This window comes from Lysobacter auxotrophicus, assembly GCF_027924565.1.
GTDB classification, from domain to species: Bacteria; Pseudomonadota; Gammaproteobacteria; order Xanthomonadales; family Xanthomonadaceae; genus Lysobacter_J; species Lysobacter_J auxotrophicus.
Window position 1 is genome coordinate 4,095,441 of record NZ_AP027041.1, and the last position, 22,074, is coordinate 4,117,514.

At 68.8% G+C, this 22,074-nt stretch carries 25 protein-coding genes; 11 read left to right on the top strand and 14 right to left on the bottom strand.

Going from position 1 to position 22,074, the window contains the following annotated elements; all coding sequences use genetic code 11:
* The first annotated feature begins 93 nt into the window (after positions 1 to 93).
* Positions 94 to 621, top strand: a complete 528-nt coding sequence (locus LA521A_RS18630; protein WP_281780314.1) for a hypothetical protein — start codon at positions 94 to 96, stop codon at positions 619 to 621.
* Between the two features lie 111 nt (positions 622 to 732).
* On the opposite strand, the gene LA521A_RS18635 is transcribed toward LA521A_RS18630, so the two are convergent.
* The 3 genes from LA521A_RS18635 to LA521A_RS18645 all read right to left on the bottom strand — a co-directional run bounded on the left by LA521A_RS18635 (position 733) and on the right by LA521A_RS18645 (position 3,831).
* Positions 733 to 1,983 carry a heme biosynthesis HemY N-terminal domain-containing protein gene (locus LA521A_RS18635; RefSeq protein ID WP_281780315.1) on the bottom strand — a complete coding sequence of 417 codons (1,251 nt, stop codon included), beginning with the start codon at positions 1,981 to 1,983 and terminating at the stop codon, positions 733 to 735.
* Positions 1,984 to 2,062: 79 nt separating this feature from the next.
* Positions 2,063 to 3,040, bottom strand: coding sequence for a uroporphyrinogen-III C-methyltransferase (locus LA521A_RS18640; RefSeq protein ID WP_281780316.1), 978 nt, complete (start codon positions 3,038 to 3,040; stop codon positions 2,063 to 2,065).
* 59 nt (positions 3,041 to 3,099) lie between these two features.
* The gene (locus tag LA521A_RS18645) at positions 3,100 to 3,831 is read right to left on the bottom strand and encodes a uroporphyrinogen-III synthase (RefSeq protein WP_281780317.1); all 732 of its coding nucleotides are present in this window, start codon (positions 3,829 to 3,831) and stop codon (positions 3,100 to 3,102) included.
* A gap of 76 nt (positions 3,832 to 3,907) precedes the next feature.
* Here LA521A_RS18645 and LA521A_RS18650 point away from each other — a divergent pair, with 76 nt between their 5' ends.
* From LA521A_RS18650 to LA521A_RS18670, 5 genes are all read left to right on the top strand, one after another.
* Complete coding sequence (locus LA521A_RS18650) at positions 3,908 to 4,417, top strand: YiiD C-terminal domain-containing protein (protein WP_281780318.1); 510 nt, start codon at positions 3,908 to 3,910, stop codon at positions 4,415 to 4,417.
* 28 nt (positions 4,418 to 4,445) lie between these two features.
* Complete coding sequence (locus LA521A_RS18655) at positions 4,446 to 4,871, top strand: hypothetical protein (protein WP_281780319.1); 426 nt, start codon at positions 4,446 to 4,448, stop codon at positions 4,869 to 4,871.
* A gap of 66 nt (positions 4,872 to 4,937) precedes the next feature.
* A complete protein-coding gene (locus LA521A_RS18660) occupies positions 4,938 to 5,375 on the top strand; it encodes a rhodanese-like domain-containing protein (protein WP_281780320.1) in 438 nt (145 codons plus the stop codon).
* A gap of 186 nt (positions 5,376 to 5,561) precedes the next feature.
* A complete protein-coding gene (gene secB, locus LA521A_RS18665) occupies positions 5,562 to 6,074 on the top strand; it encodes a protein-export chaperone SecB (RefSeq protein ID WP_281780321.1) in 513 nt (170 codons plus the stop codon).
* Between the two features lie 13 nt (positions 6,075 to 6,087).
* Positions 6,088 to 7,116 carry an NAD(P)H-dependent glycerol-3-phosphate dehydrogenase gene (locus tag LA521A_RS18670; protein WP_281780322.1) on the top strand — a complete coding sequence of 343 codons (1,029 nt, stop codon included), beginning with the start codon at positions 6,088 to 6,090 and terminating at the stop codon, positions 7,114 to 7,116.
* 66 nt (positions 7,117 to 7,182) lie between these two features.
* Here the strand turns inward: LA521A_RS18670 and LA521A_RS18675 are convergent, their stop codons facing one another.
* From LA521A_RS18675 to LA521A_RS18685, 3 genes are all read right to left on the bottom strand, one after another.
* The gene (locus LA521A_RS18675; protein WP_281780323.1) at positions 7,183 to 7,821 is read right to left on the bottom strand and encodes a hypothetical protein; all 639 of its coding nucleotides are present in this window, start codon (positions 7,819 to 7,821) and stop codon (positions 7,183 to 7,185) included.
* Between the two features lie 131 nt (positions 7,822 to 7,952).
* Positions 7,953 to 8,609 (bottom strand): outer membrane beta-barrel protein, encoded by a 657-nt coding sequence (locus LA521A_RS18680; protein ID WP_281780324.1) that lies wholly within the window; start codon positions 8,607 to 8,609, stop codon positions 7,953 to 7,955.
* Between the two features lie 193 nt (positions 8,610 to 8,802).
* Positions 8,803 to 9,384: an outer membrane beta-barrel protein gene (locus tag LA521A_RS18685; protein WP_281780325.1), complete on the bottom strand. Its 582-nt coding sequence runs from the start codon at positions 9,382 to 9,384 to the stop codon at positions 8,803 to 8,805.
* Between the two features lie 232 nt (positions 9,385 to 9,616).
* On the opposite strand from LA521A_RS18685, the gene queF reads away from it, so the two are divergent.
* The 3 genes from queF (at position 9,617) to LA521A_RS18700 (ending at position 11,391) form a co-directional block, all read left to right on the top strand.
* On the top strand, positions 9,617 to 10,438 hold the full coding sequence (gene queF, locus LA521A_RS18690) for an NADPH-dependent 7-cyano-7-deazaguanine reductase QueF (protein WP_281780326.1): 822 nt from the start codon (positions 9,617 to 9,619) through the stop codon (positions 10,436 to 10,438).
* A 94-nt stretch (positions 10,439 to 10,532) separates the two neighbouring features.
* Entirely contained in the window at positions 10,533 to 10,844 is a 312-nt protein-coding gene (locus LA521A_RS18695; RefSeq protein WP_281780327.1) for a LysM peptidoglycan-binding domain-containing protein, read from the top strand.
* 43 nt (positions 10,845 to 10,887) lie between these two features.
* On the top strand, positions 10,888 to 11,391 hold the full coding sequence (locus tag LA521A_RS18700) for a hypothetical protein (protein WP_281780328.1): 504 nt from the start codon (positions 10,888 to 10,890) through the stop codon (positions 11,389 to 11,391).
* 112 nt (positions 11,392 to 11,503) lie between these two features.
* Here LA521A_RS18700 and LA521A_RS18705 read toward each other — a convergent pair whose 3' ends face one another.
* On the bottom strand, positions 11,504 to 11,920 hold the full coding sequence (locus LA521A_RS18705) for a YchJ family protein (protein ID WP_281780329.1): 417 nt from the start codon (positions 11,918 to 11,920) through the stop codon (positions 11,504 to 11,506).
* A 68-nt stretch (positions 11,921 to 11,988) separates the two neighbouring features.
* Here LA521A_RS18705 and LA521A_RS18710 point away from each other — a divergent pair, with 68 nt between their 5' ends.
* Together LA521A_RS18710 and LA521A_RS18715 are read left to right on the top strand one after the other, a co-directional pair.
* Positions 11,989 to 12,702, top strand: a complete 714-nt coding sequence (locus LA521A_RS18710) for a UPF0149 family protein (RefSeq protein ID WP_281780330.1) — start codon at positions 11,989 to 11,991, stop codon at positions 12,700 to 12,702.
* 216 nt (positions 12,703 to 12,918) lie between these two features.
* Positions 12,919 to 15,144 (top strand): NADP-dependent isocitrate dehydrogenase, encoded by a 2,226-nt coding sequence (locus tag LA521A_RS18715; RefSeq protein ID WP_281780331.1) that lies wholly within the window; start codon positions 12,919 to 12,921, stop codon positions 15,142 to 15,144.
* A gap of 137 nt (positions 15,145 to 15,281) precedes the next feature.
* Here the strand turns inward: LA521A_RS18715 and LA521A_RS18720 are convergent, their stop codons facing one another.
* From LA521A_RS18720 to LA521A_RS18750, 7 genes are all read right to left on the bottom strand, one after another.
* Complete coding sequence (locus tag LA521A_RS18720; RefSeq protein WP_281780332.1) at positions 15,282 to 15,653, bottom strand: hypothetical protein; 372 nt, start codon at positions 15,651 to 15,653, stop codon at positions 15,282 to 15,284.
* Between the two features lie 48 nt (positions 15,654 to 15,701).
* A complete protein-coding gene (locus LA521A_RS18725) occupies positions 15,702 to 16,472 on the bottom strand; it encodes a LytR/AlgR family response regulator transcription factor (protein WP_281780333.1) in 771 nt (256 codons plus the stop codon).
* Positions 16,465 to 17,730, bottom strand: coding sequence for a histidine kinase (locus LA521A_RS18730; protein WP_281780334.1), 1,266 nt, complete (start codon positions 17,728 to 17,730; stop codon positions 16,465 to 16,467). Before LA521A_RS18730 ends, LA521A_RS18725 begins: the two co-directional genes overlap by 8 nt.
* Positions 17,731 to 17,899: 169 nt before the next feature.
* Positions 17,900 to 18,937: a DUF4344 domain-containing metallopeptidase gene (locus tag LA521A_RS18735; protein WP_281780335.1), complete on the bottom strand. Its 1,038-nt coding sequence runs from the start codon at positions 18,935 to 18,937 to the stop codon at positions 17,900 to 17,902.
* A 139-nt stretch (positions 18,938 to 19,076) separates the two neighbouring features.
* Positions 19,077 to 20,045: a DMT family transporter gene (locus tag LA521A_RS18740; RefSeq protein WP_281780336.1), complete on the bottom strand. Its 969-nt coding sequence runs from the start codon at positions 20,043 to 20,045 to the stop codon at positions 19,077 to 19,079.
* 216 nt (positions 20,046 to 20,261) lie between these two features.
* A complete protein-coding gene (locus LA521A_RS18745) occupies positions 20,262 to 21,086 on the bottom strand; it encodes an AraC family transcriptional regulator (protein ID WP_281780337.1) in 825 nt (274 codons plus the stop codon).
* Positions 21,087 to 21,125: 39 nt separating this feature from the next.
* On the bottom strand, positions 21,126 to 22,016 hold the full coding sequence (locus LA521A_RS18750) for an SGNH/GDSL hydrolase family protein (protein WP_281780338.1): 891 nt from the start codon (positions 22,014 to 22,016) through the stop codon (positions 21,126 to 21,128).
* Positions 22,017 to 22,074: the final 58 nt, after the last annotated feature.

Sequence of the window (22,074 nt, forward strand, 5' to 3'; positions counted from 1 at the left end):
AAGGTCCGCGAACGCTCCCAGCGGGCGTGTGCGCTGGCACTGCGGTTTTCGAAGGGGAAATCGATGGGGACGTTGAATCCGTACCAGCCGCCCATGTCGCGGCTGAGCGAAGCGCTGTCCGCGGAAGTCGGTGGCGACTGCTGGCGCGACGGCAAGGACCTGGTGGTGCGTCCCGGCTGCACGCTGCCCGGCCGCTGCATCAAGTGCAACGAGCCGGCCGAATTGCCGATGCGCCACGCGCGTTTCTACTGGCACCACCCGGCGCTGTACCTGGTGGTGTTCCTCGGGCTGCTGCTCTATCTCGTCATCGCGGTGTTCGTGCGTCGTCGCACGCCGGTGACGCTGGGCCTGTGCGCGCGCCACCGGCAGCGCCGGCGCGCGAGCCTGGCGATCGCCTTCGGCGGCGCGTTACTGGGCGTGCTTGCGATCGGCGTGGGCGCGGCGCGCGAGCTGGTTCCGTTGTCGCTCGCAGGGCTGGGCGTGATCGTTGCGAGCGTGATCGTCGGCATCCTCGGGTCCCGCCTGCTGGTGGTGACGCGCATCGGCGAGAACTACACGCGCTTCCGCGGCGCGGGCGATGAGTTCCTTTCGACGTTGCCGGCGTTCTATCGGGCGCGGTGAGCGGCGCCGTTTGGCGGTTGTAGCCCGGGTGAGCGAAGCGCACCCGGGACGCCGTCAACGTTCACCCGGGGGCGCGTCGCTTGCCCGGGCTGCAGGAGCGGCGGTGTCGCGTTACTCGCGCAGCCGCGGGACGCCGTGCGCGTCGCGCTCTTCCACCACCGCCTGGTCGAAGATCGTCTGCCGCATGTCGCGCCCGGGCAGCGGCTGCGTCGCTTCGCCGCGCGCGGCACGCAGCGCGTTGGCGTAGCAGTGGCGCGCGAGCTTCTCTTCCCCGCCGATCACGAAACCGTCGCCGAGTTCTTCCCACGCTTCGCTGTTGGCGCCCTGCGCCAGCGCGCGGTGCAGGTACTGCTCCGACTGCGGCCACTGGCCCTGCGCACGCGTCAGGCGGGCCAGCGTGAGCAGCAGCGCGGGGCTCGCCGGATGCGCCTGCAGCCAGCGTTCGGCGGTCGCGCGACGGTGCTCGTAGCGGTTCACCGGCAGGCGGCCGTACAGCGCGGCCAGCGATTCGTCCCAGCGCGCGTCCAGCGCCTGCTCGATGCTTTTCGCCGCCGCTTCGTCCCAGCGCATCGCGGCGGCGCGTTCGGCGTAGGCGGCGACGGTGGCGGGATCGTTGCGTAGCGGCTTGGGCAGCGCTTCCCAGCGATCGGCCAGCACGTTCGCGTCGGCCGCTTCGCGCAGCGACGCCGCAGCCCATTGCGCTTCCAGCGCGCCAAGGCGCTCGTCTGACAACGCCTGCTGCTGGCGCAACGCGCCCAGCGTGCCGTACGCCTCGCCACTGCGACCGAGCGAGGCAAGGGCCTCGCCACGCAGCACCAGCCCGCGCGGCGGCAGCGGCGTGGCGGAGGGCGCGTCGAGGATGGACAACGCGTCGCTCGCGCGGCCCTGCGTCATCGCGAATTCGGCGTCGGCGATGGCGCGCGATGCGGGATTCGCCGTGCCGATCGCGCTCAGATGCGCGCGTGCCGCGGCTTCATCGCCACGCGCCCACGCCGCGCGCGCGGCACCGATGCGGCCGACGGCGAGCGCGTCGGGTTCCTGCGCGGCCTGCTCGAGCAGCTTTTCCGCGCGGCTCCATTCGCCGCGATGCACGGCGTCGAAGCCGTCGATCAGTCGCGCGCGCGATTGCCGGGCGCGGTGCCGGCGCATCGCCACGAACGGCAGCGTCGCCAGTTTCCACACCACCCACAGCAGCGCAATCGCGACCACCAGCAACGCGATCGCCTTCGGCACGTTGGTGGTGTAGTCGTTGCCGCCGTAGCGCACGAGCACGTAGCCCGGATCGAGCACCAGCAACTGCGCGACGAGCGCGCCGACCAGCGCCAGCACGATCCAGAACAGCACGTTGCGGAACAGGTTCATGGGCGGCTCCTTGTCGCGGGGTCGTCGATGTTTTCGTGCGTGCCGCCGGGATGCGGCAGCGCGCGCCTGCGCTCGGCGATCAACCGGCCGCGCGCAGCTGGCGCAGCTGCTGCAGTGTGCTGCCCAGCGTCGGAAGCGAAAGTGAAAGCTCGCGCGCGGCGATCTGGCGCAACTGCGCGCGCTGCCTGTCGAGCATCGGCGACGGCGGCCACAGTCGCGTCATCCAGCCTTCGGCACGTTGCAGCGCGGTGCGGAACCCCGCTTCATCGCGGCGTTCTGCGGCGGCGCGCGCGAGCGAGATCTCCAGCTGCAACCCCGACGCCGCGGCGATGCGATCGGCCGGCTGCACGGCGACGGTGCGATCGCTGGGCTGCACGTCGATGAGCGTGGCGAACGCGCGTCGCCACCAGGGCGCATCGACGGGCACGTTCGAATGCGCTTCCACCGGCGCGGTGCTGATCGTCTGCGCGAACGCGTCCAGCTCCGCCATCGCGCGCACGCGCGGTTCGGTGCCGAGCGCGTCGACACCGGCGCGCTCCTGCTGCAGCGTCTGGCGCAGGCTGAGATAGGCGGGATCGTCGATGCCGTCGAGCACGTTGCCGGCCAGCACGTAGGCGCGGCGCGCGCCGTCGAGGTCGCCGGCGATCAACAGGCGCTGCTGCGCCATGTTGAGCAGCAGCTCGGCTTCGTCCAGGCGCAGCGCCTGTTCGCCATGGCGGTCGGGATCGGCGAGTTTCGACACGGTGTCTTCGATCAGCGACGAACGCTGGCCGATGCCGAGCACTTCATCGCGCAGCACGCGGTTGGTCGCGTCGGCCTGCTGCAGGCGCTGCAGCTGCGAGCGCTGGTCGCGACGGATCGCGTCGATGCGGCCTTCCAGCGCGTCCAGACGCTGCCCGGCGTCGGCCTGTTGTTCGCTCTCGCGCGCGCTACGCGCCTGCCACTGCGTCCATCCCCAGGCGCCGGCGACGAGCGCCATCGCGACGACGATCAGCCACGCGATCCAGCCATGGGAACGGCGGACGGGAGGCGCGGTCGGGGCGGGGTTGTCGGACACGGCTGACTCGACGAACTCGGCAAAGCGGAGGGCGCCATGCTACCGGAAGGCGACGTGCGTCACTGCCCGGACGTGCCCGCTGCCGCGGCGATCAGGTCGACCGGACGTGCGCTGCGCGCGACGACGATGTCGGTGAAGCCGTAACTGCGCGCGAGGTCCGCCAGCCGTTCGCTGGCGGCGATCGCCTGCACCTGACGCAGGCGTTCGCGCAGGGGTTCGGGAATCGCATCGAGCACGAGCTGGAGGGCTTCGCCGCTGGAGAGCACGAGCTTCGCCGGCGCATCGAGCCGCGCCAGTTGCGCGATCGAGCGCGGCGACGGCGCCACGGCGATGCGCTCGTACACGTCGGCGCGGATCACGTGCGCACCGCGTGCTTCCAGCGCGGGGATGAGCACGCCGCGGCCACCCGGCGCGGTGATGAAGCCGATCGTTTCGCCCCGAAGCTCGGCCAGGCCGGGCAGCGACAGCAGGCCTTCGCTGTCCATGCGCTGCGGCGCTTCCACCTCCGCGACACCGCCACGCCGCAAGGCGATTGCGGTGCCTTCGCCGACGGCGAACCACCGTTGTCCCGGCAGCGCGCGCAGGGGCTGGAGTCGCTTCGCGGCGCGCACCGCGACGGGGCTGGTGACGACCACGCGCGGCGCGGCGAGCGCCTGCGCGAGGCGGTCGCTTGTTGCGGCGTCATCGCGCAGATGCAGCCGCCAGGGCGAGAGGGCGATCACGCCGGCGCCCACGGCAGCGGCTGCAGCGCGCATCGGCGCGTGCTCGCCGCGGGCGCGCAGCGAGATCACGTACCATCCGGGCGTCGCGGGTTCGGGCATCGCACCAGCATAGCCGTCCCGCGCTTCCCCCATCCCCGGCTGCCGCATGACTTCCGATCCGCACGCTTTCGATCACGAACACGCCGACGCGCTCGCCCGCCTGCACCATCACTACCAGTCGATGCCGCCGGTCGCCGCGATGGACGTGACCGTCGCCGGTTACGACGGCCATCGCCTGCGCCTGCACGCGCCGCTGTCCACGCACGTCAACGACAAGGGATGCGCGTTCGGCGGCAGTCTCGCGTCGATGATGACGCTGGCGTCGTGGGGCCTGGTGTCGCTGCACGTCGAAGAGGCCGGCCTGGAGGCGGAGGTGTTCGTCGCCGACAGCCAGATCCGCTACCTCGCCCCGCTGTTCGCCGATCTGGACGTGGAGGCCGAGCTCGCGCCCGACAGCGCATGGCCCGGTTTCATCGCCACCCTGCGCGAACGCGGCCGCGCGCGCATCGGGCTCATCGCCCGCGCGAAGCTGCCCGACGGCGGAATCGCGACCGAGTTCACCGCCCGCTATGTCGCCATCGCCAAGCCCCGCGCGGCCGGTGCGATGAGCCGCTAGCATGGGCGCTCGAACCGAGGGGACCGCGATGCGCCTGACCAAGACCCTGCTGCTGGCCGTGCTGGCGCTGCTGTTCGCCGCCGCGACGCCCGCCTTCGCCCGGAGCAAGATGGACCAGCTCCAGGCCAACCAGTACGCCTGGTCCGGCGCGATCCGCTGGGGCGATTTCGAAGGCGCGCTGAGCCTGATCGAACCCGGCTACCGCGAGGCGCATCCGGTGTCCGACCTGGAACTCAAGCGCTTCGAACAGGTGCAGATCACCGCCTATCGCGAGCGCAGCAGCTCCGCCGACAAGAAGGGCGGCGTGGCACTGCGCGACATCGAGATCGGCGTGATGAACCGCCACACCCAGGCCGAGCGCACCGTCCGCTACCGCGAGGAATGGCGCTGGGACGAGGCCACGAAGAACTGGTGGCTGATGTCGGGCATGCCGGACCTGTGGGAAGGCGAGTAACGCCGGGAAACGGCTTCCCGGCTTTTTTGCGACAATCGCCCCCCGTTTTCCGCCTGTCGTGATGCCGTGACTTTCCAAGACCTGCTGGCCTTCGCCGAGCGCCACCTCTACCTCTCGCTCGCACTCGTCGGCCTGACGCTGGCGATCCTCTACACCGAAATCGCGCGCCTGTTCCGCGGCTACAAGGCGCTGCGTCCGGCCGAACTGACGGGCCTGATGAACCGCGAGAACGCGCTGGTGATCGACCTGTCGGCCAGCAGCGACTTCGAGAAGGGCCACATCGCCGGCAGCAAGTCGGTGCAGCCCAGCCAGTTCGATCCGGAAAGCAAGCTGCTGGCCAACGCCAGGGAGCTGCCGGTCGTGGTCGTGTGCCGCAACGGCCAGGGCTCGGGCGACGCCGCCAAGCGCCTGAAGAAGGCCGGCTTCAAGAACGTCTACTGGCTCGACGGCGGCATCGGCGCCTGGCAGGCGGCCGATCTTCCGCTGGTGAAGGGCCGCGCCTGACGCGCGAGACTTTGCCGCGCGTTGCGGGGTTGATCGGGGCCCCACGTGCCCCAACACCGGTTCCGGGGACAGCCTTTCGCGGCTCGTCGGGGCCTTGTCGCCCGCGCATTCTGAACAGCAGGGCACGTCGTGAACGCGTGCCATAATCGACCACTTACCGCTATTTCAACGCTTGGAGCACGAGAGATGTCCGAAGAAAACGTCAACGGCAATGCCGCGTCCGCCGAAACCAACGGCCCGGCGTTCACCGTCGAGAAGATCTACGTCAAGGACGTCTCCTTCGAAGTTCCGGGCGGTCCGGCGATCTTCAACGAGCAGGCCCAGCCGCAGCTGCAGATGAACCTTAACCAGAGCGTGCAGCGCCTGAACGAGAACGCCTTCGAGGTCGTCCTCGGCATCACCCTGACCTGCTCGGCCAACGAGAAGACCCTGTACGTGGCCGAAGTGAAGCAGGCCGGCGTGTTCGGCCTGGTCGGCTTCGACGCGCAGACGCTGGACGCGATGCTCGGCACGCATTGCCCGAACGTCCTGTACCCGTACACGCGCCAGCTGATCAGCGACCTGATCCAGGCCGGCGGCTTCCCGCCGTTCTACCTGCAGCCGATCAACTTCGACGCGCTGTACGCCGAAGGCCTCCGCCAGCGCGCCGCGCAGCAGCAGTCGGGTCTGGCCGACGCCGAGACCGCCGGCAACGCCTGATCGCGCCCGCGGCATGGAAGCGAACGCACTTCCGAACGTCGCGGTCCTCGGCGCGGGCTCCTGGGGCACCGCCCTGGCGGCCCTGATCGCACGGCACGGTCATCCGACCGTGCTGTGGGGTCGCGATGCCGATGGCATCGAGGCCATCGAACACCGCCACGAGAACCCGCGCTACCTCCCCGGCATTCCGTTGCCGGCGTCGCTGCGCGCGACCACCGACCTGGTCGCGGCGCTGAAGGGCGCCGACTTCGTCCTGGTGGTCGTGCCGTCGCACGCCTTCGCCGAAACCCTGCGCAAGCTCGCGCCGCATCGTCCGGCGCACGCCGGCGTGGCGTGGGCGACGAAGGGCTTCGAACCGGGCAGCGGGCGGTTCCTGCATGAAGTCGCCGAGGACGTGCTCGGTCCCGACGTGCCGCTGGCGGTCGTGACGGGCCCGTCGTTCGCGAAGGAAGTCGCGCAGGGCCTGCCGACCGCGCTGACGGTGCACGGCAACGACGCCTCGTTCGCGCAGTCCGTCGCCGACGCGCTGCACGGGCCCGCCTTCCGCGCGTACACCGGCAACGACATGCTCGGCGCCGAACTCGGCGGCGCGATGAAGAACGTGCTCGCGGTCGCCACCGGCGTCGCCGACGGCATGCAGCTGGGCCTCAACGCCCGCGCGGGGCTCATCACCCGCGGCCTCAACGAGATGCTGCGCCTCAACCATGCGATCGGCGGCAAGGCCGAAACGCTGATGGGCCTGGCCGGCCTCGGCGATCTGGTGCTCACCTGTACCGGCGACCTGTCGCGCAACCGTCGCCTGGGCCTCGCGCTCGGCCGCGGCCAGTCGATCGAGGACGCCGTGCGCGAGATCGGCCAGGTCGTCGAATCGGTGCAGACCGCCGACGAGGTGATGCGCCAGGCGGAGCGTCACGGCATCGAGCTGCCGATCTCCAGCGCGGTGCAGTCGGTACTGCACGGCGACCTCACGCCGGGCGAGGGCCTCAAGCTTCTGCTCTCGCGCGAACAGAAGCCGGAATATCCGCGCAACCTGTTCGGCTGACGGACGCCCGACGCACCATGGAAAAACCCGGCCTCGGCCGGGTTTTTCGTTTCAGCGAAGTCGCGATCAGAAGCTCGCGCGCACGCCGACGCCGAGCAGCGACGCATCGCCACCGCCTTCGACCTCGGCCACCAGGCCCCAGTTGCGGGTGAGCTTGTACTGGAGGCCGGCGCTCGCGCTGAAGGCGCCGTCGTAGACGTCGCCGTCGGTGTAGTTGCCTTTCACCCACAGCTCGACGTTGTCGGCGATGAGATGGCGCACGCCGACGGCCACGCGTACGTCGTCGCCTTCCTCCGCGCCCTGATCGTCGTCCTTGACGTCGATCTTCGTGCGCAGCCAGCTCAGTTCGGCGACCAGGTCGGTGCGCTCGCGCAGATCGTGGTGCCAACCCGCGCCGAGCACGCCCTGCGACATGTCGACGCTTGCGCTCGCGATTTCCCCACCGCCCATCGGCAGCGAGATGCCCACGTCGTCGTCGCCCTTGCGGTAGGCGCCGAACACGTGGATCGACGGCGCGACCTCCGCCGAACCTGCGACGTAGAAGCCGCCGGCTTCGATGTCGTCGATCTCCAGGTCCGGCGGCGCCGGCAACTCCTGGTCGAGCCGGGCGAAACCGGCTTCGATGTACGTGTAGCTGTGGCCGCCGGCGAACGCGGCGAACGGCGCGGCGGCGAGCGCCAGCGCAAGTGCGAGCTGTTTCTTCATCCGATCCCCGGAAGATGCGAGCGAACCAGGCCGAACTTTGGCACGAATGGCCACGCGCGGCATGAGGCGGGCATCGCAAACGAAAAGACCCGGCCGGAGCCGGGTCTTTCGGGTGCTGCGTGATGCGGCGATCAGAAGCTCGCGCGGACGCCTGCGGTGTAGCGGGTCACGTCGTCGATCACTTCGACTTCGCCGACCAGGCCCCAGGTCGCGTTGAACTTGTACTGGCCGCCCAGCGTTCCGATGAAGTTGCCGTCGAAATCGCTGCCACCGAGGTAGCCGAGCTTGATCCAGCCTTCGGCGTGCTCGTTGCCGCCACGCACGCCGAGCGCCGCACGGCCGCCCTTCTGGTCGATCGTGCCGGATTCCTCTTCGACGAGGTCGCCTTCGACCCACGCGCGGATGTCCACTTCGCGCTCGACGCTGACGTACGCCGCCTCGGCGATGAAGTCCACGTTCTCGCCCCACGCCATGTGGTAGCCGACGCCGCCTTCTGCCTGGGTCAGGTCGTCTTCCAGACGAATCTTCACGTCGGTGATGGGCTCGATCGTCTCGTCGTCCGACGCCTTGGCGTAGGAGCCGAACAGGTAGAACGACGGGCTGATTTCGAACGAACCCTTGAGGTAGCCGCCCGAGGCGTCGACGTCGCCGAAGTCCTCGAAATTCTCGTTGATCTTCGCCTGGGTGTAGCCACCCTCGACGTAGGTGTAGCTCAGGCCGTTGTCCGCGGCGGAGGCGGCAAACGGCGCGGCCGCCAGCATGGCAGCCAGAACGAAACGCTTCTTCATGGAATCCCCTGATCCTTTTGGTGTTGGTCCCTGACCGCCATTGCAGCGGCTGGCGCACGATAACGTGAAGAAAGCGTTAATTCAATGGTGCTGTCGTTCACAAAAAGAAGCCCGGCGGGGCCGGGCTTCCAATCACGACATGGGGGAGAGAGAAACGCTGTCGTGGAACGCTTTCGAGCTGTGTCGACTGCGATCAGAAGCTGATGCGCGGGCCGACGAAGTACTCGGTGTAACCGTCGACGAACTTCACTTCGCCGTTGATGCCCCAGGTCTGGTTGAACTTCACCTGGGCACCGAGGCGGCCGTAGAACTCGCCGTCGACGCCCTGGTCGTAGTCCTCGTAACCGGCCAGCGCGAAGGCTTCGATGTTCGGGGTCAGCCCGGCGCGCACGCCGGCTTCCACGCTCCAGCCGTCGAAATCGAGATCGACCGCCTTGAACTCGGCCTTCTCGTAGGCGACGCGGGTGAGCAGGTCGACGCTGGAGTTGATCTCGTGGTTGTAGCCAACGCCCACGCGCAGACGATCGAGGTCGCCGCCGTTGTGGTCGAACTCCTGGCTGCTGTAGTTGCCGAACAGGTGGAAGTTCGGCGCGATGGCGCCGGAACCGCCCACCGACCAGCCGTCCGCGTCCGGCGCGTCGTCGAAGCCGCCGAAGCTGTCGGAACTGGTGCCGACGTAACCGCCTTCGATGTAGTTGTAGGAGACGTTGTCGGCCGCCGACGCGGCAAACGGCAGCGCGGCGAGCAGGGTCAGGGCAAGCAGGGAACGCTTCATAAGGTCTCAGCCTCTTTATTAGTTGTCCGGCGCCTGTTGGGGGACATGCGAGTGGCGCCGGTGCCGAGGAGTATCCGGAGCTAACCGAAATTTAACCTGAATACTGTACCGACCCGTGCAGGAACTTGGATTCGGCGTGACGGTCCAGGCGCTCGATCGGCAAGGTGCGACGCCCGATCGCATCGCGCGCGTGCCGCGAAGGCAAGCGGGAATGCGCCTGTAAAATCGCCGCATGACCCACGACCTCCCCCTCGGCCGTCACGTCGACTACCCCCGCGAGTACGACGCGAGCCTGCTGTTCCCCATCGCCCGTTCGCTGGGCCGCGACCACATCGGCATCGCCGCCGGCGCCCTGCCCTTCATCGGCGTGGATCGCTGGAACGCCTACGAACTGAGCTGGCTCGACAGCCGCGGCAAGCCGCGCGTCGGCACCGCGACGATCACCGTGCCGGCCACCTCGCCGAACCTGGTCGAATCCAAGTCGCTCAAGCTCTACCTCAACTCGTTCAATGCCGCGCGGTTCGCGTCCGATGCCGACGTGCGCGCGCGCATCGCCGACGACCTCACGCGTGTCGCCGGCGCGCCGGTCGACGTCGAGTTCGGACTGCCTCCCATCGACGAGGCGGCGCCCGACAACGCGGTGCTCGACTGCATCGATTCGCTCGAGGTCGACATCGACGACTACGGTCCGCCGAACGCGGAGCATCTTTCGGCCGACGCGTCGCGCGTGGTCACCGAGACGCTCACCAGTTCGCTGCTCAAGTCGAACTGTCCGGTGACCGGGCAGCCGGACTGGGCGCGCATCGTGATCGACTACCACGGGCCGAAGCTCGATCGCGCCGGCCTGCTGCGCTACCTGGTGTCGTTCCGCGACCACGCCGAGTTCCACGAGCAATGCGTCGAACGCGTGTTCGTCGACCTCATCGCGCGCACCGGCGCGCAGCGTTTGTCGGTGGAAGCGCGCTACACGCGCCGCGGTGGACTCGACATCAATCCGTGGCGCGCGACGCCCGGCATCGTGCGTCCGGCGCCGGGTCGCGACGAACGGCAGTAAGGGTCGCGTCAACGTCGCTTTTTCTGCCCGCCCTGTTACCTACCCTTAACAGGGCGCGTGCCATCGTGCCTCCGCCAACGCAGGAGACACCCCCGTGACGACACCGGACAAGAAGGCCGACTTCTCCGACGTGCAAAGCAACGTCGAAAGCACGGAGCAGATCAAGCCGGATTTCAGCGACGTCCAGTCCACGATCAGTTCCACCGAACAGATCGAATCGGCGACGGCCGGTGAAGCGCGCAGCTACACCGTGCAGAAGGGCGACACGCTGTCGCACATCGCCAAGCAGTTCTACGGCAAGGCCGGACAGTGGCACGCGATCTTCGACGCGAACCGCGACCAGCTCGATGATCCCGACCGCATCCAGCCCGGCCAGGTGCTGCGCATTCCGCCCGCGGGCGAATGAGCCACCTCACCCCTTGCCACTGCCCATTCCAGGAGATGTCCCGATGATGATCCGTAACCGCCTCGCCACTGCCCTCGCGGCCGCGCTGCTCGCCTCGGTCGCGCTGGTCGGCTGCAAGAAGAAGGAAGAAACCGTCGCCACCAGCACGCCGCCGGCGACGACCGAACCGGCCGCTCCGGCTCCGGCCCCGGCGCCCGCCCCGGCCGCAACGGTGTCGGTCACCACGGTCGACCTTGGCCCCACCGTCGGTCCCGACAAGAAGGTCACCGCGCCGACCGCGACGTTCAAGCCCAGCGACACGATCAACGCCTCCGTCGGCACGACGACGTCCGATCCGGCATCGGCCGTGTCGGCCAAGCTCGGCGCGAAGTGGACCTTCCAGGACGGCCAGACCGTGAAGGAAGACACCGCCGACATCAACTTCGCCGGCCCGGGCCAGACCGTCTTCAGCATCAACAGCCCGAAGGGTTTCCCGACCGGCAAGTACAAGCTCGAGGTCTTGCTCGACGGCGCCGTCGTGCAGACGCGCGACTTCGAGGTGAAGTAACCGTCTCTCTCCCCCACCGGATGGTGGGCAAGCATGGGCGCGGCTCCCCACCGCGCCCTTTTTTTATGCGCGTTTTATGCGCGTGTCTCTCATGTGCGCGTTCCGGGCGCGATCAACGCGCCGGCAGCACGCCGTCGACGTAATACCAGCGCCCGTCTTCGCGAACGAAGCGGCTGATCTCGTGCAACCGGAACGCCGAGCCGCCGCCGACGCGGTACCGCGCCACGAATTCCACCGTCGCATGGTCCGCGTCGATCGGCGTGTGGCGCTTCACGTCCAGGCCGAGCCATTTCGTCGTCGCCGTGTCGGCCAGGTCCAGGTCCTGCGGGCGCGTGTCCGGATGCCAGCTTGCGAGCACGTACGCCGTGTCGCACCGCACGTAGGCGCTGTAGCGCGAACGCATCAGCGCTAGCGCATCCGGCGCGGGCGCGCCGCCGTGCAGCGGGCCGCAGCACTGGCCGTAGGGGCATCCGCGACCGCAGGGACAGGCGGCGGAAGCGGCGATGGGGGCGGGCGGGCTCGGGTTCATGCACGAATTCTCGGCGAGGCGACCCCACTGCGACTACCATGACGCGCCCCCGCGAAGCATGAGCCGCCATGAAACCCGCTGCCCCGAACTACCTCGACGACGATCAGATCGAACGCCTGGCCGAACTGCTCGAGCAGCGCGCCGTGCCGTTCAAGGGGTTCAACCTCGAGGCGCTGGACGGCTACCTTTCCGCGCTCGCGGTCGCGCCGGAAACCATCGCCTTCGAGCAATGGCACGACGCCGTGTGGGGCACGCCGCCGCGCTGGAAGGACGAGGAGGAGCGCCAGCAGGTCGAAGCGCTGCTGCTGGGCCACTGGAACATGGTCAACCAGCGCGTGCGCCACGGCGACGACGACCTGCCCGACCACCTCGCGCCGCTGCTGTGGCTGCCGGAGAACCCGGAAGAGGAGCAGGACGACGAACTCGACGTCGGTCGCGACTGGGCGTTCGGCTTCTTCCGCGCGGTCGAACTGAGCGAGGTGAAGTGGGACCAGTGGCTCGACGAACACGACTGGGTCGACGAGATCTTCCTGCGCCTGGACCGCATCGCCAGCGGCGAGATCGTCGGCGAGGATCCCGAAGCGCCCGGCGAGCCGGTGAGCTATCGCGAGCGCTTGGAGATCATCGCCTCGCTGCCGGGCATGCTCGCCGACCTGCACCACCTGCGCATCGACACGCTGACGCCGCGCGAGCCCATCCGCCGCGAAGCCACGCCCGATCGCAACGAACCCTGCCCCTGCGGCAGCGGCAAGAAATACAAGAAGTGCTGCGGCGCGGCCTGAGCCCGCCATACCGTCGCGTGCGGTAGTCCGGCGCACGCGACGCGGGTCGCAGCGTTGCGCCCGCGCGCTTTGCCGCACTGCATCGAAACCGCGACAATGCCACGTTGCGCGCCCCGCGCTCTCCCGAGCGGGCGCGCGCGTCGAACAGGCCGCCGGCGCCATGCCGCGACGAGCCGCGCACCCGCCCACGTCTTCCGCTAGCGAGTCCACGCCGACATGCCCAACACGCCCAAGATCCTCTACACGCTGACGGACGAAGCGCCGTTCCTGGCCACGCAGTCGCTGCTGCCGATCATCGAGGCGTACACCGCGCCGGCGGGCATTTCGGTGGAAACGCGCGACATCTCGCTGGCCGGCCGAATCCTGTCGCAGTTCCCGGAACTGCTGAAGCCCGACCAGAAGATCGCCGACGACCTGGCTGAACTGGGCGCGCTGGCGACCACGCCGGACGCGAACATCATCAAGCTGCCGAACATTTCCGCCTCGGTGCCGCAGCTCAAGGCCGCGATCGCCGAACTGCAGCAGCAGGGCTACGCGTTGCCCGATTACCCGGACGAGCCCAAGGGCGAGCAGGAAAACGACATCAAGTCGCGCTACGACCGGGTCAAGGGCAGCGCGGTGAACCCGGTGCTGCGCGAAGGCAATTCGGACCGCCGCGCGCCGCTGTCGGTGAAGAACTACGCGCGCAAGCACCCGCACCGCATGGGCGCGTGGAGCGCCGATTCGGCCTCGCACGTCGCGCACATGGACGCCGGCGATTTCTACGCCAGCGAGCAGTCGAAGGTGATCGACAAGGCCGGTGCGGTCTCGATCGAGCTCACCGGAAGCGATGGCCGCCGCAACATGCTCAAGACGAACATCAAGGTGCAGGCCGGTGAAGTGATCGACGCCTCGGTGATGAGCGCCAAGGCGCTGTCCTCGTTCGTCGATGCGCAGATCGACGACGCGCTCGCGCGCGGCGTGCTGTTCTCGCTGCACCTGAAGGCCACGATGATGAAGGTCTCCGACCCGATCATGTTCGGCATCGTCGTCAAGCGCTTCTACCGCGACACGCTCGCCAAGCACGCCGACGTGCTGGCGAAGGCCGGGTTCGACGCGAACAACGGCATCGGCGATCTATACGCGCGCCTGCCGTCGCTTCCGCCGGAGACCGTCGCCGCGATCGAAGCGGACATCGCCGCCGAATACGCACGGCGTCCGTCGCTGGCGATGGTGAATTCCGACAAGGGCATCACCAACCTGCACGTGCCCAGCGACGTCATCGTCGACGCGTCGATGCCGGCGATGATCCGCGACTCCGGCCGCATGTGGAACACCGACGGCAAGTTGCAGGACACCAAGGCGATCATTCCCGACCGCTGCTACGCCGGCATCTACCAGGCCGTCGTCGACGACTGCAAGGCGCACGGCGCGTTCGATCCGGCGACGATGGGCTCGGTGCCCAACGTCGGCCTGATGGCGCAGAAGGCCGAGGAATACGGCAGCCACGACAAGACCTTCCAGATCCCCGCCGACGGCGTGGTGCGCGTGCTCGACGACGCCGGCCACGTGCTGATGGAGCACAAGGTCGAAGCCGGCGACATCTGGCGCATGTGCCAGACCAAGGACGCCCCGATCCAGGACTGGGTGAAGCTCGCCGTCAACCGCGCGCGCCTGTCGAACACGCCGGCGGTGTTCTGGCTCGATCCGCAGCGCGCGCACGACGCGAACCTCATCGCGAAGGTCGAGCGTTACCTCAAGGACCACGACACCAGCGGCCTCGACATCCGCGTGCTGTCGCCGGTCGATGCGATGAGGCTGTCGCTGTCGCGCATCCGCGAAGGCAAGGACACGATCTCGGTCACCGGCAACGTGCTGCGCGACTACCTCACCGACCTGTTCCCGATCATGGAGCTGGGCACCAGCGCGAAGATGCTGTCGATCGTGCCGCTGATGGCCGGCGGCGGCCTGTTCGAAACCGGCGCCGGCGGCTCCGCGCCCAAGCACGTGCAGCAGTTCGTGGAAGAGAACTACCTGCGCTGGGATTCGCTGGGCGAGTTCCTCGCGCTGGCGGCCTCGCTGGAACACCTCGGCAACCACACCGGCAACGCGCGCGCGAAGGTGCTCGCCGATACGCTCGACGAGGCGAACGCGAAGTTCCTCGACAACGACAAGTCGCCCTCGCGCAAGGTCGGCGGCATCGACAACCGCGGCAGCCACTTCTATCTCGCGATGTACTGGGCGCGCGCGCTGGCGAACCAGACGAGCGACGCCGAACTCGCCGCGCGTTTCGGCAAGCTGGCCGACACGCTGGAAGCGAACGAGCAGAAGATCGTCGACGAGCAGATCGCCGCGCAGGGCAAGCCGGTGGACATCGGCGGTTACTACCACCCCGACATGGGCAAGCTCGCCAAGGCGATGCGCCCGAGCGCGACGTTCAACGAGGCGTTGGCGGCGCTTTAAGCTTCTGCTCCCTCCCCTGCGAATGCAGGGGAGGGTTGGGGAGGGGTGAAGTAGCGCCCAGTGGTGTCTGATTCGAGCTTGACGGGCTCCCCGGGTGCGCTCCGCTTACCCGGGCTACAAAAGCTACAAAGCCAGGGTCAGCGTGCGGCTTCCGCCACCCCGCAACCCGCTGCCGCCGCACCATCACGCTCGCTCACGCACAGACGGAAATCGCGCAGCCCCGCGATCTGCCGCGTATCGCCATCGGCGACGGCGAAGCGCCGGATCGGCGTCGTCAGGCAGCGCGCGTCCTTCGCATCCGCCGCCGAACAATCGCGCGGAAACAACGTGTAGTAGCACTGCCCGCTCGCACTGCGCAGGCATTCGAACCGCGCCACGCCAGCCTCGACCACCGCGCGGCTTTCCAGCGCGTTGCCGCCGTCGCTCACGATGCGGTCGACGAACGTGCTCCTGCCCACGTCGCAACCGAACAGCGACAGCACGAAATACAGCAGGGCCTGGAACTTCATGGTGCACCTCGCAGATGGAATGGCGATCCGTTGCCGGAAGCGTCGGTGTTACATGTGGCGGAACAGCGCCATGAACGGCGCGCTGACGGGCAGCGTCTCCGGACGCGATTTCAGGCGCACCGTGCCGCGCCCGGTGTCGTCGCGCACGATGCCGGCGATCGCCTTCAGGTTGACGATGGTCGAGCGGTGGATCTGCTTGAACGTCGTCGGATCCAGCACGCCCAGCAGTTCGCGGATCGGCGTGCGCAGCAGCGCCTCGCCTTCGGCGGTGACGACGGTGGTGTACTTGTTGTCGGCGCGGAAGTAGGCCACTTCATCGACCAGGATCAACCGCGTCTCGCGCCCGGCGCTGGCGGTGATCCAGGTCAGCGGAGGCGACGCGGCGGCGGCCGGCCTGGCACCGAGGCGTGACAGCAGGTCGGCCAGCACCGCCGCGTCGTTGTTGCCCGTGCGCGCCTTCAGGCGCTCCACCGTCGTGGCGAGGCGCGCGGCGGTGATCGGCTTGAGCAGGTAATCGACCGCGCCGCGCTCGAAGGCGTCGATCGCGTACTGATCGTACGCGGTGACGAACACGATCTGCGTGCGCGGCGACACCTGCGCGGCGGCGGCGGCGACTTCCAGCCCGGTGATGCCGGGCATGCGGATGTCGAGGAACGCCACCGTCGGCGTGTGTTCGGCGAGCGCTTCCAGCGCGCTCGCGCCGTCCTCGCATTCGGCGAGTATCTGCAGTTCCGGCCACGCCTCGCGCACCTGCTTGACCAGCGATTCGCGCAGCAGCGTTTCGTCTTCGGCGACGATGCAGGTGAAGGTGTCAGACATGGCGGTGCTCGGTCGGAATGGCGGGCGGCAGCGCCGGCGGCACGGAGATCGTGGCGGCCACGCCGCTGGGGAAGTTCGCGACGACCGACAATGCCGCGCTCGCGCCGTACAGCAGGCGCAGCCGTTCGCGCACGTTCTTCAGGCCGATGCCGGTGCCGCTGTTCTTGGTGTTGAAGCCCTCGCCGTCGTCGGCGACGGTCACGGCGACCACGTCGTCCACGCGGCGCGCGCGGATCCACACGTTGCCGCCGCCGGTGCGCGGCTCCAGGCCGTGCTTGATCGCGTTCTCCACCAGGGTCTGCAGCACCATCGGCGGCAGCGGCGTGCCACGCAGCGATTCGGGAACGTCCACCTGCACCGACAGGCGCGAACCCATGCGGATCTTCAGGATTTCCAGGTACGCCAGCGCGCGTTCGAGTTCCGCGCTCAGCGTGGACATCTCGTGGTCGGTGCTGGGCAACGATCGACGCAGGTACTGGATCAGATGGCCGAGCATCTCGTCCGCGCGCGCCGGATCGCTGCGCGTGAGCAGCTGCGCGCTGGCGAGCGTGTTGTAGAGGAAGTGCGGTTCGACCTGCGCGTGCAGCAGGTTCAGGCGCGCGACGGTGAGCTCCTTCTCCGTTGCGGTCTGCGCCGCTTCGGTTTTCTCGTCGCGGCGACGCTGCGCGACGCGGCGGCTGATGGCGCGCGCGATCGCCTCGGCGTTCTCGAAGTTCGTGCCTTCATCGACGAGGAACCAGTCGCTCCATGCGGGGCTTTCCGGTTCGCAGATCAGCGTGATGCTGGCGGCGTCGCGCCCGGGGACGACGGTGGCGAGGATGCGGTTGCGCGGCGTGCCGAACCAGCGCATCGGATTCCAGCGGCCGAGCGGATAATCGCCATCGTTCTGCGGGCGTTCCACCACGGCGCGCAGCTGCAGGCTGTCGCGCGTGCTTTCGACGTGGCCGATGCGCGGCAGTTCACGTACCGCGGCGTCGATGAGGTCGAACGCCTCGCCCGCGTCGAACGGGACTTCCACCTGCCGGCGCTGCCGGTTGTCGAGCGCTTCCTTGTCCGTGCGATCCGCGATGAGCCGCACGCGACCGACATGCGAGAACGCCGCGACGATCACCAGCGCCATGGTCGCCATGCCGATCATCGTCAGCAGCCAGTGGAGGCGGCGCAGCCCGGGCAGCTGGTCCCAGATGGCCGACACGACCAGCAGCGCCAGCAGCCAGGCGACACCGATGCGCAGCACGAAGGCCAGGGTCTTGAACACGGGAAACGCCTGTCACGAAGGATTGCGGCGCAGCATAACGGCCCGCGTCACCGGCGGAAGGGACGGTGCGACGGATGCGGGATCGGGGCGATGAAGCGGGGGCTGGAGGGAGTGAAGGATTTCATTCCCCCCTCTCCCGCGCGCGGGAGAGGGGCTCCATCGCGAACGATCACCGGATGTACGACGAGTCCGTATTGCGCACGCGCTCGATCTCGCGCTGCTCGAACAGGCGGTTCGCCTTCTCTTCGGTCATCTCGTACTTCGGCGCCACGTACGGGATCAGCAGGCGCAGCCACGAACGGCTGATCCGGCGCGACTCCTCCGGGCAGCCCTTGGCGCGCGCCTCCGGCAGGTCGCCGTCGGTGACGATGCTCAGGTAGCGCGCCGGATCGCTGCCGTACAGCAGGCACTGCAGGTTGAAGTAGCGCTGCTCGCCCAGCGCGTGCTGGTCGGCGTAGGCATCGAGGTTGTACTCGCCGGTGCTGCGCGCGAGGAACCAGTTCGACGCCATGCGCAGGTTTTCGGTGACGGTCGCGGTGGATTCGTTGAGCCCGGCGAAGCGCAGCATCAGCGTGGTGGCGAGCTGGTCGACGGCATCTTCCTCGCGGCCGGTGATCGGGATCTCCAGCAGCGTGATCAGCGCGTGGCCGGTTTCGTGCAGCAGGATGAAGCGGAAGTTCGCGTCGAGGTACTGCTGCGCGTAGGTGTCGGGCAGCTTGTTGTGGGCGGCCAGTTCGCGGCCGCGCTGCTCGAGCACCTTCATGGTCTCGTAGCACATCACCACTTCGTTGCGTTCCGGCGAATAGAACGCGTTGACCTCGCCGCATTCGGCGGTGACGTAGTTGATCGGGCGCGGCAGCATCAGCATGCCGTCGATGGCCTGCACCTCGGGGAGGTGGCGCAGCATGTCGGTGTCGTGCGCGAGCTTGTAGTACGGCTCCAGTTCGGCGTTCTTCGGCTTCACGTATTCGTAGCCGAACTGCACGCCGCCGGCCTTGCTCTCCGCGTCGGCGGCCTTGGCGAAGCTGACCGGCTTGAGCGCGGCCATCTCGTCGCCGTAGGCCTTCTCGGCGGCCTTGCGGCCTTCCTCGCGCGCGGCCGCGAGCGCCGCCGCCTGGCGCTTGCCGGCGATCAATGAATAGCCGAAGGCACCGCTCACCACGCCCAGTGCCAGCGACAGCAGAACGATCAACAGTCTCGTCGACATGCGCTTCCCCGTGCGCTCCATCCCATGCGCGCGCGATTCCAGAACGGGCGCGTGCGTCGTGGGCGGAATCGTAGCGGCTCGCGCGTGATGGCGGAACCGCGCCGGCCTTCACGCGTCGTGGAGGCGCGCTACGCGCGCTTCAGGCGGCGTGGCCCTCGGCGGCGGTGGCCTCCGGGCGGATGCGGACGGCCCACAGGACGCCGGCGATGAGCAGCGCGATGCCCAGCATCGTCAGCGGTTCGGGGGCGCGGCCGCGCAGGACGAAGGCGTAGCCGAGCGCGGCGAGCGTCTCGAACACGATCAGCTGCCCCGCCAGCGCGGTCGGCAGGCGCTGGCTGGCGGCGTTCCAGCACATCGTCCCGATCCACGAGGCGAACAGGCCGATGCACGCCATCAGGCCGATGAAGAACCACGGGCGCGGACCGAACGGCATGTCGAACCCGCTGCCGGCGACCGCCAGGCCGCCCCACAGCAGCGCGTAGCCGGCCAGCGCAAGCGGCAGCGTCGCCACGCCCTGCGCCGTGGCCCAGGTGCGCGGGCTGCGATCGGGATGCGCGCGCAGCCAGTCGGCGTTGCGCAGCGGGTACCAGGTCCAGCACGCGACGGCGACGATCGCCAGCAGCGCGCCCTGCAGGTAGCGGGCGGCGTTGGCGTCGGGCTGGGCGCGCAGGGCTTCGAGTTCCACGCGATTGACGCAGGCGATGCCGAGCGCGATCAGCAGCAGCGACGGCGCCAGCTTGCGCCACGGCAGGCGACCGTCGCGGTGGTGGTCGCGCAGGTTGGCGCTGATGGCGATGACCACCGGCAGCGTGCCGATGATCATCGTCGGCAGCGGCGCCCCGGCGCGCTGGATCGCGCTGGCCAGGCACACGTAGTAGAGCAGGTTGCCGATCGCGGCGAGCTTCAGCGCTTCCTTCCAGTCCGCGCGCGACAGGCGGCGCAGGTTGGCGCGGTCGATCCACGCGAGCGGCAGCGCGATCAGCCCGAACGCGAGGTAGCGCCCCACCGACTGCAGCGCCGCCGGATAGTCCGGCAGCATGAGCGGCGCGACGAAGACGAGGCCCCACAACAGGCCGGCGGCGAGGGCATAGAGGGTTCCGGTCCACATGGGGGAAGCGTGGGGGCGCGGGTCGGCGGTGTCTTGTAGCAGATTGCGGTTTAGCCCCTCTCCCTGCGGGAGAGGGGTTGGGGTGAGGGGCAACGAAGCGGAAGCGCATAACCACCCGTGCAGCGAGGCACTGCGAGTCCCGGCCTTGATCCTTCGTTACCCCTCATCCGCCCTTCGGGCACCTTCTCCCGAAGGGAGAAGGAGCAGATCTAGAGCTCAATCCCGCACCTGCCGCTGGTACCGCGCCGGCGTCACCCCGTAGCGCTGCGCGAACGCGCGCGTCAGGTGCGCCTGGTCGCTCAGCCCGACGTCGGCCGCAACCTGCACCGGCGCGACGCCCTCGGCCAGCCGCCGCTTCGCCTCGAACAACCGCAGCGCCATCAGCATCTGCTGCGGCGTGGCGTCGTACTGCGTGCGGAACGCGCGCAGGAAGTGGAACGGGCTCAGTTCCGCGACCGCGGCCAGTTCGTCCAGCGTGAGTCGTCGCGCCAGGTTGTCGCGCAGGTACTCGACCACGCGCGCGAAACGCGGCGCCGCATCGCGCGCGACCGGCCGCGCGGCGCGCGCCTGGTCGGAGAACGCATCGAGCAGTTCCAGCAGCATGCCGTCGAACGCCAGCGGTTCGCTCGTCTGCCACAGCGCGTCGAGCAATCCCGTCACGCGCCTGGCGCGCGCGGCGTCGTGCTCCACCGCGTCGCGGAACCAGACGCCACGTTGCCCGGTGATGGTCTCCACCACGTCCGCGTCGATGTACGCCATGCGATAGCGCCAGCCGCCGTCGGTCTCGGCGCGGCCGGTGTGCAGCACGTCCGGATTCATCATCACCCGCGAATCTTCCGGCGCCAGATGGTCGCTGCCGCGATAACGAAAGCGCTCCACGCCCGTTTCGATCGCACCCAGCCCGTAAGCCTCGTGCGTGTGCGGTTCGAACGCGTGCCGCACGATATGCGCGCGATACAGCTCGACGCCCGCGCGATGCGCCGGTCGCCGGAACTGCGCCCGGTCCAGCGGATGATCGAAATGGTCCGGCACGCCCTGCATGCCGTCGATGATGCCACGCGCTGCCTTTGGCGAGCGCGTTCAGGCGCGGCGTTTGGCGGGCGGCAACAGCGCGTTCGCGGCGCGGCGCAGCTTCAGCGAGAGCGCGTGGAAGCCCGCACCGGTCGGATGCATCTCGTCGAACCACGCGTCGCTGCTGCGCAACGTGCCGCGCAGATCGACGAGCGTGAACAGGCCGGCGAACTCCGCACGCACCGCGAGCGGTTGCAGCACCTGATCGTGGAAGCCGTCGATCAGCAGCGCGGCGAAGCGTTTCTGCTGCGCGATCTGCGGCAACACGTGCGCGATGTGCGGTGCGATCCACGGCCCGATGTTGTCGCGCAGCAGCGCCGCCGCGCCGAGGTTGGCGACCGTAAGCCGCGCCGGCTCGCCCATGCGCTGCGGGTAATCGTAGGTGTGCGCGAGGATCGGCGTGTTCGGCCGCGTCCGCTTGAACGCGCGCAGGAACCGCTGGTACGCGCCGCGCACTTCCTCGAAGCGGCGCGAACGCTCCACGCGTGCGAACGCCTGCTCGGGCGGCATCGGCGATTGCCCCGCGAACAGGCCCCGCAGGAAGTCGGCGACGAAATCGTTGCCGCCCGCGCTGATCAGGACGACGTCGAAATCGAAGCCTTCGTACCAGTCGACCAGATCGGCGAGGCGGCGCTCGGAGAAGATGTCGATGGCGAGATCGCCGCTTTTCTCCGTGCGGAAGAACAGCCCGCCGGCGCCGAACTGCGGCACGCCGCGTTCCTCGTCCTCGGGCGTGGGGAACACCAGCCAGTCCAGCAGGTTCATCGCCAGTGGCGTGGAGAACCACGAGTCGCCTTCGCAGAAGAACACCGGCGTACGCGCGGCCAGGTCAGGCTTGCGTTGCAGCGCGCGGTAGATGCGGCGGAACTCGCCGCGCTGGGTGGTGATGGTGGAAGGCATCCGGGCTTTCCTGTTCGCGACGTCCTTATGGCAGAACGCCGCGAACGGCCCGTGACGG

What these genes read in the sequence shown, in the direction of transcription:
- LA521A_RS18630 (WP_281780314.1), top strand. Translation starts at nt 94, where the DNA reads ATGTCGCGGCTGAGCGAAGCGCTGTCCGCGGAAGTCGGTGGCGACTGC.
- LA521A_RS18635 (WP_281780315.1), bottom strand. Translation starts at nt 1,983, where the DNA reads ATGAACCTGTTCCGCAACGTGCTGTTCTGGATCGTGCTGGCGCTGGTC.
- LA521A_RS18650 (WP_281780318.1), top strand. Translation starts at nt 3,908, where the DNA reads ATGACTTCCGATCCGCACGCTTTCGATCACGAACACGCCGACGCGCTC.
- LA521A_RS18655 (WP_281780319.1), top strand. Translation starts at nt 4,446, where the DNA reads ATGCGCCTGACCAAGACCCTGCTGCTGGCCGTGCTGGCGCTGCTGTTC.
- secB (WP_281780321.1), top strand. Translation starts at nt 5,562, where the DNA reads ATGTCCGAAGAAAACGTCAACGGCAATGCCGCGTCCGCCGAAACCAAC.
- LA521A_RS18670 (WP_281780322.1), top strand. Translation starts at nt 6,088, where the DNA reads ATGGAAGCGAACGCACTTCCGAACGTCGCGGTCCTCGGCGCGGGCTCC.
- LA521A_RS18675 (WP_281780323.1), bottom strand. Translation starts at nt 7,821, where the DNA reads ATGAAGAAACAGCTCGCACTTGCGCTGGCGCTCGCCGCCGCGCCGTTC.
- LA521A_RS18680 (WP_281780324.1), bottom strand. Translation starts at nt 8,609, where the DNA reads ATGAAGAAGCGTTTCGTTCTGGCTGCCATGCTGGCGGCCGCGCCGTTT.
- LA521A_RS18685 (WP_281780325.1), bottom strand. Translation starts at nt 9,384, where the DNA reads ATGAAGCGTTCCCTGCTTGCCCTGACCCTGCTCGCCGCGCTGCCGTTT.
- queF (WP_281780326.1), top strand. Translation starts at nt 9,617, where the DNA reads ATGACCCACGACCTCCCCCTCGGCCGTCACGTCGACTACCCCCGCGAG.
- LA521A_RS18700 (WP_281780328.1), top strand. Translation starts at nt 10,888, where the DNA reads ATGATGATCCGTAACCGCCTCGCCACTGCCCTCGCGGCCGCGCTGCTC.
- LA521A_RS18705 (WP_281780329.1), bottom strand. Translation starts at nt 11,920, where the DNA reads ATGAACCCGAGCCCGCCCGCCCCCATCGCCGCTTCCGCCGCCTGTCCC.
- LA521A_RS18710 (WP_281780330.1), top strand. Translation starts at nt 11,989, where the DNA reads ATGAAACCCGCTGCCCCGAACTACCTCGACGACGATCAGATCGAACGC.
- LA521A_RS18715 (WP_281780331.1), top strand. Translation starts at nt 12,919, where the DNA reads ATGCCCAACACGCCCAAGATCCTCTACACGCTGACGGACGAAGCGCCG.
- LA521A_RS18720 (WP_281780332.1), bottom strand. Translation starts at nt 15,653, where the DNA reads ATGAAGTTCCAGGCCCTGCTGTATTTCGTGCTGTCGCTGTTCGGTTGC.
- LA521A_RS18725 (WP_281780333.1), bottom strand. Translation starts at nt 16,472, where the DNA reads ATGTCTGACACCTTCACCTGCATCGTCGCCGAAGACGAAACGCTGCTG.
- LA521A_RS18735 (WP_281780335.1), bottom strand. Translation starts at nt 18,937, where the DNA reads ATGTCGACGAGACTGTTGATCGTTCTGCTGTCGCTGGCACTGGGCGTG.
- LA521A_RS18740 (WP_281780336.1), bottom strand. Translation starts at nt 20,045, where the DNA reads ATGTGGACCGGAACCCTCTATGCCCTCGCCGCCGGCCTGTTGTGGGGC.
- LA521A_RS18745 (WP_281780337.1), bottom strand. Translation starts at nt 21,086, where the DNA reads ATGCAGGGCGTGCCGGACCATTTCGATCATCCGCTGGACCGGGCGCAG.
- LA521A_RS18750 (WP_281780338.1), bottom strand. Translation starts at nt 22,016, where the DNA reads ATGCCTTCCACCATCACCACCCAGCGCGGCGAGTTCCGCCGCATCTAC.